The sequence below is a fragment of the Brucella sp. NBRC 14130 genome (assembly GCF_040371715.1).
Taxonomy (GTDB): Bacteria; Pseudomonadota; Alphaproteobacteria; order Rhizobiales; family Rhizobiaceae; genus Brucella; species Brucella intermedia.
Genome location: NZ_BAABTE010000024.1, coordinates 1 through 11,036 on the forward strand (window position 1 = coordinate 1; position 11,036 = coordinate 11,036).

Below are 11,036 nucleotides of genomic sequence, written 5' to 3' on the forward strand. Positions count from 1 at the left end.
CGTCGCTGAAGCAATCGTCAATATCCGAACCTATTTTATGCCGAAGCGGGCAAAGCAAAAGTTTTGACTGCCAGCCGGAAACCCATTCCGTCAATCACGAAAGACGTGGGCTATTCGTTGCGCTCACGAACAAGCCAGCGCGTCATGTTGTCGGCGGCGTCGATACCCATAAGGATTTACATGTCGCAGCGGTCGTCGATGATTACGACCGCGTTCTTGAGACGCGCAGTTTCCCGACGACCCGTAACGGCTATCGGTTGATGCTTGCCTGGATGCGGACATTCGGAGAGTTGCAGCGCGTTGGTGTCGAGTGCACAGGCAGTTATGGTGCTGGGCTGCTGCGATATATGCAGGCCGCGGGCGTGGAGGTCCTTGAAGTTACCACACCAGATCGTCACGACCGTCGAAGACGGGGTAAGAATGATGATCTCGATGCCCAGGCTGCGGCACATGCCGCCTTTGCCAAACGGCGAACCGTCACACCTCGAAGCCGGGACGGCATGGTGGAATCTCTCAGAGTTTTAAAGGCTTGCCGAAAGACGGCAGTCAACGCTCGGCGCATAGCCTTGCAATTAATCCAGAATACGATCATCGCAGCGCCCGATGTGTTGCGGGATCAGCTGCGTCGCATGACCCGCATGCAACTGGTTCGATTGCTTGCCGCCTGGCGTCCGGACTTGACAGCCTATCGCGATGTGGAAGCGGCGTATCGGATTACCCTGAAGTCGCTTGGTCGCAGATACCTCGAACTGCATGATGAGATTGCCGATCTCGACATGATGATCGCTGCAATCGTCGAAGACCTGGCTCCGGACCTTGTCGAACGTAATTCAATTGGACACAACAGCGCCGCGCAGCTTTTGCTCACCGCCGGCGACAATCCCGAGCGATTGAAGTCAGAAGCAAGTTTCGCGGCGCTCTGCGGCGTCAGCCCTGTGCCAGCATCCTCAGGAAAGACCACAAGACATCGTCTGAACCGGGGCGGCGACCGGCTTGCCAATAGCGCCCTCCATATCATTGCAATTGGCCGCCTCAGGACCGATGACAAGACAAAGCAGTATGTCGCTCGCCGTATGGCTGCGGGCCACTCCAAGCTCGATGCAATCCGGGCATTGAAACGTCACATCGCTCGGGAAGTCTTCGGCATCATCATGCGTCGCCAGAAGCAGATCAATCAAACCAGGATCGTCGCTTGACAAACAGAAGGGCGTCCAGGGATCGCAGTTCACGTCCATTGACTTCACCACCGTGCTGAAGAAGGCGGAAGTCGCCATCTCGATGGATGGCAAGGGCGCGTGGCGGGACAATGTCTTCGTCGAGCGGCTCTGGCGGTCGATCAAATTTGAGGAGGTTTATCTCCACGCCTACAAGACCGTGTCTGAGGCCCGCGTCGGCATCGGTCGATATCTGACCTTTTACAATAGCCGACGCCCACATTCATCCCTTGACCGGCAGACGCCGGATCAGGTCTACTTCAACGCGCTGACACCAATGATGGTGGCGGCATAATCGCGGCGGAAATCCACTTAACGAAACGCCCGAAACTGTTCAGACAAACCGAACCACCTCTGTATGTTATACAAATGGGCCTTCGTAATCTCGAAGCCATAATTTCAATCCATTCATCCGTTAATGGATCATTGACTTTGTAAAATGCTTTCTTCATTACCCTTCGAGGAACGTCTCGGGAATTTGCAGGGAAGCGAACAGTTTTGGCAGCACACCGGTTCCACGAAGGTGACAAATGACAAGTCAGGCTCTTAAAGAGAGCGACCGCATACAAGACGGCGTAACAACTAGCAGACCCTTGACCGGAATTAGTGCCGCAATCGGGGATATATCTGATGCGTTGGCCGCGTATCGCATTGCTCTAATTTTCGGATGGCAGGATGTCGCCCAACGCTACCGGCGTTCCAGACTAGGTGCATTCTGGCTGACCATCAACATGGCCGTTTATATAGGAGCGCTGGGACTGATTTTTGGTACGCTTTTTCGGTCAAATATGCAGGAATATCTTCCCCATATCTGCACAGGCGTTATTGTGTGGGGATTGATCTCCTCGTCGCTATTAGAAGGATGCACTACCTTTAGTGGCGCATCGGGTATCATCCTGCAAGTGCGGCTACCTCTTTTTACACATATTTTACGCGCTCTATGGAAGAATATAATCATATTTAGCCATAATATTCTCATTGTCCCAGTGCTTTTTCTCATTTTAGGACGTAGCTTCAATTTTTATATTCTACTGATAATTCCAGGTTTCCTAATTCTATGTTTTAACCTTGCTTGGATCATGGTATTATTAGCGACAATTTGTTGTCGTTTTCGTGATATGACGCAGATCATAACCAACATTCTCCAGATTTTCTTTTATCTAACGCCCATTATCTGGACAGTTAAAGTTTTGCCTGAAACTGCATCTAGGTTAATTTTTGAATTGAACCCCTTCTATCATTTTCTGCAACTTATTCGCGCACCGTTATTTGGCGAACCTCCGGCACTTACCAGTTGGCTGTTCGCAATCGGCATTGCAATTGCGGGCTGGTTGTTTACTCTTGTATTCTTCGGCAAATACCGCTGGCGTATTCCCTATTGGTTGTAAAATGAGCTTGATAAAACTTGAAAATGTTAGCGTTGAGTTTCCAATCTACAACGCATCGAACCGTTCTTTGAAAAACAGAGTTCTGAATATCGCTACCGGAGGAAGTGTCGAGCAGCGTAGTGATGGCGTAGTCATCATTCGGGGGTTAGACAATATCTCTATTACCTTGCGTGATCATGATCGCATTGGCCTCATAGGGCATAATGGTTCCGGCAAAACAACTTTGCTTCGAGTTCTATCTGGAATTTTTGTTCCGACTCAAGGACGTGCAATCATCCAAGGCAAATGCATTTCTCTCATCAATATCAATCTAGGAATCGACCCCGAGGCCACAGGTCGTGAAAATATTCGTCTCCGTTCAGCTATGATGGGAGTCCCCCCCAAGGAATTGGCTCAGAATATTGCAAGAATAGAGGAATTTTCAGGCTTAGGTGACTTCCTTGATGTTCCCTTTCGCACCTATTCATCCGGCATGCAAATGCGATTAGCCTTTGCCACATCTACAGCGATACGTCCTGAAATCCTTATTATGGACGAATGGCTTTCAACGGGCGACGAAGACTTTAAAGAACGAGCCAATCAACGTATGAAGGAATTAGTTGAATTAACTCATATTCTCGTTCTAGCTAGCCATTCCAAGCCTCTGTTGGAGAAAAACTGTAATAGAATTATTTGGCTGGAACATGGGAAAGTTAAGATGGATGGAAGTCCTCAAGAGGTTCTCCCAGCTTATTTTGGATAGCTCCGCTTGTTGTACCGGGCAGCAGGAGTTGTAATTGATGATTAATTATTCGAAGCTGAATGTCGCACAAACGCGTCGAAACGATATCCCTTAATCAACCACCATGCCACCACCAGGTCGCTTTAGTGCCCAGGCCTTTAAGGTCTCGGCGGCATCTTGCGAGCTAGAATGAATCTCAGGATCGAGCCATGCAAGCGCCTCAGCGAGATAAGCTGATGCACTGCAGTGCCAGTAGCATCGAAGATACCCTCTCCGGATTATTTCTACATTAAAACCAACAGCTTGCCCCTCCATTATGCCTTTACCGTTGAATATCCGAAAGGTATATTATAGGAAATAATAATGCATCTCGAGGTAGTAAAATTGGTAACTTTAGGAAAGAGAAAAAAGGAGCTAGGATTTGCTCACCAGCTCAATTCAACCTATTACGGCGTGGTTATATCGCCGGGCGGGAGTGTCTCGCCGCATGGGTCAACATATATTAGGGTTCTCGAAAGATTAAAGGTTGAATACCAACCCGGCCTTGAGTGGGCCCACTTACCGTTTGATGAAGCTGTCAAAGTGCTTGCTGATCAAGACTTTCTTCTTGTTCAAAGAAATGCATTAAGCTCAGCTCAAGCAGCTGAATTGGTTAGCTTATGCCGACAAGTGCAAACTCGACTGGTTTTCGAAATTGATGATGACTTAACAGATTCATCAAAGATTTCAAATGATCAGGTAGAAGCCATAAAAACTCTTCTCTTTGGCGCTGACGTTGTATTAACATCAACAAATAATTTACGAAAGAAATTAAGAAAGTATAACGCAGATGTAAGAGTTATACCTAACAAGATCTGCGGAGATACTTGGTTTAACGACGGCTATTTAGAACCACCCCTATTAAATATACCAATAAGTGGCGTTAAAATACTTTACATGGGTACATTTTCTCATGCCGAAGATTTAGAGATAGTCCGGCCAGCGCTCGATTTATTAAATAAGAATGGCACGAAAGCAACGCTCTATGCGATAGGCGTCGGTAAAAATATTGAGTCCGGCACCGTAAATACAATAGCAGTTCCAAGTGGATGGTCAATTTATCCCAAGTTTGTAAAATGGCTTCGTAAAAATGCTAATAATTTTGATTTCGCAGTTGCACCTCTGATAGATAACGAATTCAATAGGAGTAAATCTGGCCTTAAGTACATGGACTATGGCGCTTTGGGACTCGCAGGTTTATTTAGTGAAAGCCAGTCGTATAATAACACCGTTAAGCATTATGAAACAGGTTTGCTTGTTAAAAACACAACAAGTCACTGGTACTCCTCGCTCAAGAGAATGTCCGAAGATGCTGACTTGCGCCATAGATTGGCATCTTCGGCGTTACAAGATGTTCAAATGTGCCATACGCTAAATCGTAAGGATAGCGAAATTTATGCTGAAGCACTCGGGTTAATCTGCTCCCATTACCACCCAGCAAAATCCACTTCTCACCTGATAGCAATAGCCGAAGAGTTCGATCCGCATTGGTATCTGCACACTTATGAACCATTCTCAATGTTGATGGGTGGAGGTAATACGTTTGCCGATCAGGATATGGCTGCTAAGCATTATCTAGAGTATGGTGCAGACAAAGGCCACGATCCAAGCCCTGATTTCTCGACGGGAGAATATCTTAAACGATATAAAGATGTTGCCAAAGCGAGGATGAACCCCCTTTTGCATTACCTCCGAAACGGAAAAGAAGAGGGGCGACAACCGAAACCACTTCCGCGATTGATACCATCACACATCCGGCCGGATGCTCTGGGCCCTGTTTCCGAGCTGTTGCCATATGGTGATCAATACATACCTACGAACAAGAAAATTGCCGTCCATTTCCATGCCTACCATCCAGAACTTGTCGAGGAGGCATTATCATACCTAAAAAATATAAAACAAAATTTTACGCTGCTTGTATCAACCCAGCATGGACACGAAAAAGAAATCCGACAAAAAATAATTCATAGTTCATCATCCGGGGATTTCATAGTCCAACCGGTAGAGAATCGCGGAAGAGATGTTGCCCCTTGGCTGGTCGCTTTTAGGGACGAGATTAAAGAGCATAATATCTTTTGCCACATCCATACAAAAAAAACAGTCCACAAAGAGGGACACGCTCGGTGGAGAGAATATCTCTTACATGAAATGCTAGGTTCTCCTTCATCGATATCAAAAATAGTTTCCTTGCTAGATGAACCAATAAATGGTCTCATTTTCCCCGCGTATTATTATAATGTATCGAATCAACCCCAATGGGGAGCTAATAAATCTCGTTGCCAAGAACTTTTACACCGGCTTGGCCATGCGGTAGAATTGAATTGGTGTGAAGATTATCCTGCTGGTTCGTTTTTTTGGGCCAAAACCGAAGTGTTAACGCCATTGTTCGATCTTGATATAAAATTGGAAGAATTCGATCCTGAAAATGGGCAGAACGATGCAACACTTGCGCACGCTATCGAACGCATAATCGGATTTCTCCCCGGTTTGACCGGCTTTAAAACGATATGCACGGCTGTCTCGAGATCTATGGATGACAAATAATAGGTTATAAAAACTGAATCCCCCCCCATCCACAATGGAAAGAGATCGGGTTATCCAAGGTGATCCCCATTTATAGGGGAATTACCTTGGAGAGAAGGGTATAATTTAAATTTTTACGAAGTGTAATGTAATGGCCAATTTTCGAAAGTTGCTTTGCGGACCGACTGGAGATGTGGATTTTCTTCCATAAATTTCACAGCCGACTTAATTCGTTCCACACCATGTTTTTCACTGAGTTTTTTCATACCCATGTGCATGAATTGAACACGATCAGAAGTTGTATAGCTTTTCGATTTTGCATGGAATATAAATGTGTCTACTGCAATAGCTAATACATACCCCGCATCTTCTGTTCGAAAACAAAAATCGTTTTCCTCTCCATATCCACGAGGAAAAGCTTCTTCGTCAAAATAACCTATGTTATCTAAAACCTTATCTCGAATACTCAAACAGAAACCATGCACGAGTGGGACGAATGGTAAGGTTTTTCCTGTGCCAATTTTTTCAATAAAATCGCCAAATTCTTTTATAGAGACTTCAGGAGGAAGTTCATTAATCGCAGTCTGTTCTTTTGAGCCCTTAACGAATGGAACAGATTGGGTGCTTGCGGCATTCGAAAGAGGGCCGACAATTCCGATACAATCATTTAGGCTGAATACAGTCTGAATTTTAGAAGCCCAATTCTCCGTTACAATAGTATCGCTATTCAAGAGAGTACGTATTTGGGCGTCGCTTTCTCGAAGTCCAGAATTCGCGGCCTTTGTATAATAGTGCTGCTTCTTAAGGGATAAGACATCAACGAAGGTGTTTCGTTTTTTAAATTGGCTCAAGAAGTCCTTTGTTTCAGCCCCGGAGCAATCATCTACGATAATTAACCTGTTGAGGATATCTCTATCCCAATAGGAAATCAGACTATCTAAACAGTGTTTTACATCATCTAGTCCGTTATGGACGCATACGATAACGTCATGACTGAGAAAACTATTAGGCATCGCCCGTCTCTTATTTTGATGTTTTTATTTCGTTAAGAATAGCATCGCGCGCTGTATTATTGTGCGAAAAAAGAATAAAATCAGCGTGATCTCTGGCTGACCTACCTGGGTCCAGAAGATTAGTCCATTTTAACCCCGTAGAGTAAGCGGCGTAATTTACACTTAATTGGTCACGATGAGTAAAGCGATTAATTTCAGACCACCAAGTGCCCATAAAGTTTTTCACGCGATCATGCTTTGGTCTGCTAACCATAAAGCCCGTTTCAAACATCGGTTGATTTATTAGGCCGGGAATATTTAAATAACGAGATATCTGCGTTCGCGATAATTCGGTATCTATGATGCGATCAGCTGCAAGGATATTTGCCTCTTCTAAGAAATTATCACGGGCTGGATGAAGAATGAAGCCACATTCAGCGTCATTCTGTTTCAGCACCTCGGCGTAGTTTCGAAGATCTCCTAAGAAATGGATATTAGAATCAATCCAAAATACGAAATCATAGTCCGCAAGCCAGATGTGAGGATGAGTTTTGGCAAAACGTGCCGTCCGGACTGAAATTGGATGTACATAATTAGAGAATATTTTGGTATACCCATCCGGCACGATAAATTCATCGTTATCCACAACGAGAAATTTATCAATGCTGCTATCATCAGCTATTAGCGGAATTGCATTTTCGTATCCACCGGAGATACAGCTATAAACAGCTATCTTGCTTGCTTTCGTATGATAGGATTTTTTCACGGGGGGGAATCTAGACTGCCAAACTTGTTGGGGTGCCGCTACTCTATCTTTACCGAAATAGCGAATAAGATCGTATGCGACATCAACCGTCGCCTTTTTATAGGTCATCCCCGTAAGCGCTGGTAACAATCCCATCATGTGTTCAATGGCATGCGCAAACGTGCCATCGACTTGTCCTGCTTCTTCATCAAAATCATCAATCGTAAGATTAAGATTAAAAAGTGGCTTTAAGGTCGCTGTTCTGGCCCAGAAGAATGATCCGGCCGGATAGTCAGAGCTGATACCAGGCAGTTCACCCTTTGAAAGGCGCGAAAAAAGAGATTTGCAGACCTCAAAATTACGTCCGTAATTGGGCTGGTTTGCAGACGACCAATGATAACATGGGGCAATAATGCCAATTTGCGGATCGGAACAAAACGCTGACAAGATTTGATTGACCGTCGTAGGTGCTCCCAAGGTGACGTGACTGAGATATCTGAATTGTCCACGATGCGATTTATTATGTGTTGATTTCTTCGAATGGATGTGGAGAAATATTGTGCTTTCAAGAATTTCGTCACGAAACCATATGGTCCACGGTGCCACATCGCGACCTCGATTGACGCATTCCTTGACAATAATATTGTTACAATACGGTAATGCGTTGGTGAAAAAAACCTTAACATCGTCAGGGTTTTCTCCCTGTTGAATAGAAATCAACAATGTAAAATTCTGCTCAATATGTGTGAGATAATGCAAAATGTCGTCCCGCATATCCATGTGGTATAAATGGACGTGAACTGCTATTTTTTCTTGGTCTATATTCTGCACTTCTCCCACAGGTGCGTCATATAGTAAAACGATGTCAGGGTTTCCCACTTCATCTGGCGTCAATCGTGTAAAAGGGCTTTTGTTTAAGCGTTTTTTCGGAGTTGGGTTTCGTCCTTCATTTTTGCCGTTTGTGAGGTAATGATAAATCGGGTTGACTCCAACTGCCTTGACGTCGCGATAATAGTCCAAGTATTCCTTTGTCCAAAATGAAAGACTCGGGTTGAAACCGAGACGCCAACCCTTTGTGATAAAGTGAAGAAGGGGATCTTCGTGAGAGGCCAGACTTGCCTTGTATGTATATTGATACCACTCCTCATTCCAAAGGTCCGAGCCACTAATCAAGTTGTATTCCTCATCAACCGTAGAGTCGTAAGGCTGTTGCGAAGCTACAGGCTGCTGAAAGGCGATAACTGCCTCAAATTTACTCGGTAAGATATTTCTGCCTTCTTTCTTACCGTGCTGAATATAATGCACTAACGGATTTAATCCGGCATTTTTTACATCGGAATTGCTAGCCAAATAGGATAGTGAATTGAAGGAGGGACTAGGGTCGCGACCTTCGTATGCCCCATGTCTCACATAGTGTCTGGCTGCATTGATAAAAGCATCTCTCACATCCGGATTCTGCTCCAAATACCAAGACTCGTCAAACATATCACTTTTTTTTACGATACGTGCATCGCGCCAATTCCAAAAATATGACGTAGCGCTTCTAAGGTACTTAATGTGATTCTTGATTTTTTGGATCATTTTAAGCAGTCCCATAAGTTGCCGTCCAAATATATACGGCTAATTTACGGTTGTCATAACAAGATAAGAAGGCAAGTCAATGAAGCTCCTCCCATAAGGGGAGGAAATCAGCAGGACACTTCGAAAAAGCTCGCCTTTTTAGCGAGAGTTTGAATCCATCGTAAGGTCCGACTGATACCACCTGACTGAATTAGTCACTTTTTGATAAGACACGTATTTAACGACGTCGTTAAATACGTGTCTTATGCGCAGATTGGATGCGAGTTACAGTTCCTGGCCCAGAGCGGCGGCGTCACTAGGATGAGCAAAGAATGCTGGCAGATCCCGTTAAGGGGCTTACCATGTCTTGAAAAACTCAAAGGATACCCATCTCATTATGTCTTGACGATCTTTTTCGAACTGTAACCGCGTTTCGCAAAGGCATTCCGTGTATCTAGAATCAAGCGAGCATGTCTGTTAAGCATGTCGTAATCTAAATTATCATGGTCGGTTGCAAGCAGGACCGCATCGTATTCTTTAACCCTCTCAGGGCTCAGTGGTACAGAACGACGACCTGCAATAGCGGCGTGCTCGCGCGTAACCGGCACTTCACTTACGTAGGGGTCGAAGTAATCCACATTAGTACTGCGTTTCTGAAGCATTTCAATTAGAGCCAAGGAAGGGCTTTCACGAATATCAGAAACGTTTTTCTTATAAGCGAGACCTACGACAAGAATTTTTGCTGAACCTAGTGATATCGACAGATGGGAGTCGAGAGCACGTTCCAAATTCGAGATTACATAGCGTGGCATAGCCAAATTAATCTCTCCAGCCAGCTCAATGAAGCGAGTGGGAAGGCCATATTCTCGTGATTTCCATGTTAGATAGAACGGATCTATAGGTATACAATGTCCGCCAAGACCCGGGCCAGGATAAAATGGCATGTAGCCAAAGGGTTTTGATGCAGCAGCATTAACGACTTCCCATACGTCAATTCCCATTGCATCATAAATCACCTTTAGTTCGTTTACGAGGGCAATGTTAACAGCGCGAAAGACGTTCTCGGTGATTTTCACAGCTTCCGCCGTCGAAGGGGATGAAACCGTAACGACTCGGTCTACAACCGAGCCATAGAACGCTTCCGCTAGCATAGACGCATCCACGCCGTCACCGGCAACGACCTTGGGTATCGACGTTGTTCCGAAATGTGCATTACCCGGATCTTCTCGCTCAGGTGAAAATCCCAAGAAAAAGTCACGGCCACTCAGATACCCGTTTTTCTCCAGAATAGGCTTAACCACCTCTTCGGTCGTACCAGGATATGTGGTCGATTCAAGTACAATCAACTGACCTTCGCGCAGATGCGCTTCAATCATGTGAGTTGTGGCTTCTACAAAACTAAGGTCAGGCTCACGCTGCTTCGACAATGGAGTAGGCACACAAATAATGATTACATCACAGTGTTTTAGATCAGATGGCTCACTTGTGGCGCGGAATGTATTGTTCGCTACAAAACTAGCTAGTTCTTGCGACGAAACAGCATCGATGTAGGAGTCACCGGCATTGAGGCGAGAGATTTTATCAGGATCAATGTCGAACCCCACCGTTTTGAAGCCGCTTCGGGCAATCGCGGCTGAAAGTGGCAGCCCAACGTAGCCTAACCCTATGACCGCAGCGACGGCTTGCCGGGCTTCTATTTTCTCAGCCAGTTTTCGGCGTAGGATGGTCCCTGTTGCTTTATATTGGTTCATAAGTATACTACTTTATCCTTGTTTACGCTGCAGTAGACATTTATCAATTATACTCAGCATTGTGGTTGCTAGATGCTCGGGCATCATATTTATCCGCCGAGGG

6 protein-coding genes and 3 pseudogenes are annotated in these 11,036 nt (G+C 45.2%); 6 read left to right on the plus strand and 3 right to left on the minus strand.

Going from position 1 to position 11,036, the window contains the following annotated elements; genetic code table 11:
* The 6 genes and pseudogenes from ABWW28_RS25700 to ABWW28_RS25725 all read left to right on the plus strand — a co-directional run.
* Positions 1-67, plus strand: a pseudogene (locus ABWW28_RS25700) (UPF0149 family protein); the annotation flags it as partial.
* 73 nt (positions 68-140) lie between these two features.
* Positions 141-1,196, plus strand: a pseudogene (locus ABWW28_RS25705) (IS110 family RNA-guided transposase); the annotation flags it as partial.
* 16 nt (positions 1,197-1,212) lie between these two features.
* Positions 1,213-1,509, plus strand: a pseudogene (locus ABWW28_RS25710) (transposase); the annotation flags it as partial.
* A gap of 235 nt (positions 1,510-1,744) precedes the next feature.
* Positions 1,745-2,602 carry an ABC transporter permease gene (locus tag ABWW28_RS25715; protein WP_114048327.1) on the plus strand — a complete coding sequence of 286 codons (858 nt, stop codon included), beginning with the start codon at positions 1,745-1,747 and terminating at the stop codon, positions 2,600-2,602.
* Between the two features lies 1 nt (position 2,603).
* A complete protein-coding gene (locus ABWW28_RS25720) occupies positions 2,604-3,344 on the plus strand; it encodes an ABC transporter ATP-binding protein (RefSeq protein WP_114048328.1) in 741 nt (246 codons plus the stop codon).
* A 342-nt stretch (positions 3,345-3,686) separates the two neighbouring features.
* The gene (locus tag ABWW28_RS25725; protein ID WP_114048329.1) at positions 3,687-5,906 is read left to right on the plus strand and encodes a rhamnan synthesis F family protein; all 2,220 of its coding nucleotides are present in this window, start codon (positions 3,687-3,689) and stop codon (positions 5,904-5,906) included.
* Positions 5,907-6,019: 113 nt separating this feature from the next.
* On the opposite strand, the gene ABWW28_RS25730 is transcribed toward ABWW28_RS25725, so the two are convergent.
* The 3 genes from ABWW28_RS25730 to ABWW28_RS25740 form a co-directional block, all read right to left on the minus strand.
* On the minus strand, positions 6,020-6,898 hold the full coding sequence (locus ABWW28_RS25730) for a glycosyltransferase family 2 protein (protein ID WP_114048330.1): 879 nt from the start codon (positions 6,896-6,898) through the stop codon (positions 6,020-6,022).
* Between the two features lie 10 nt (positions 6,899-6,908).
* Entirely contained in the window at positions 6,909-9,203 is a 2,295-nt protein-coding gene (locus ABWW28_RS25735) for a rhamnan synthesis F family protein (protein ID WP_353392693.1), read from the minus strand.
* A 374-nt stretch (positions 9,204-9,577) separates the two neighbouring features.
* Positions 9,578-10,933 carry a nucleotide sugar dehydrogenase gene (locus ABWW28_RS25740; RefSeq protein WP_151617475.1) on the minus strand — a complete coding sequence of 452 codons (1,356 nt, stop codon included), beginning with the start codon at positions 10,931-10,933 and terminating at the stop codon, positions 9,578-9,580.
* Between the last annotated feature and the right edge of the window lie 103 nt (positions 10,934-11,036).

Excerpts from the sequence above, each read along its gene's own strand:
- ABWW28_RS25715 (WP_114048327.1), top strand. The coding sequence starts at position 1,745 with ATGACAAGTCAGGCTCTTAAAGAGAGCGACCGCATACAAGACGGCGTA.
- ABWW28_RS25720 (WP_114048328.1), top strand. The coding sequence starts at position 2,604 with ATGAGCTTGATAAAACTTGAAAATGTTAGCGTTGAGTTTCCAATCTAC.
- ABWW28_RS25725 (WP_114048329.1), top strand. The coding sequence starts at position 3,687 with ATGCATCTCGAGGTAGTAAAATTGGTAACTTTAGGAAAGAGAAAAAAG.
- ABWW28_RS25730 (WP_114048330.1), bottom strand. The coding sequence starts at position 6,898 with ATGCCTAATAGTTTTCTCAGTCATGACGTTATCGTATGCGTCCATAAC.
- ABWW28_RS25735 (WP_353392693.1), bottom strand. The coding sequence starts at position 9,203 with ATGATCCAAAAAATCAAGAATCACATTAAGTACCTTAGAAGCGCTACG.
- ABWW28_RS25740 (WP_151617475.1), bottom strand. The coding sequence starts at position 10,933 with ATGAACCAATATAAAGCAACAGGGACCATCCTACGCCGAAAACTGGCT.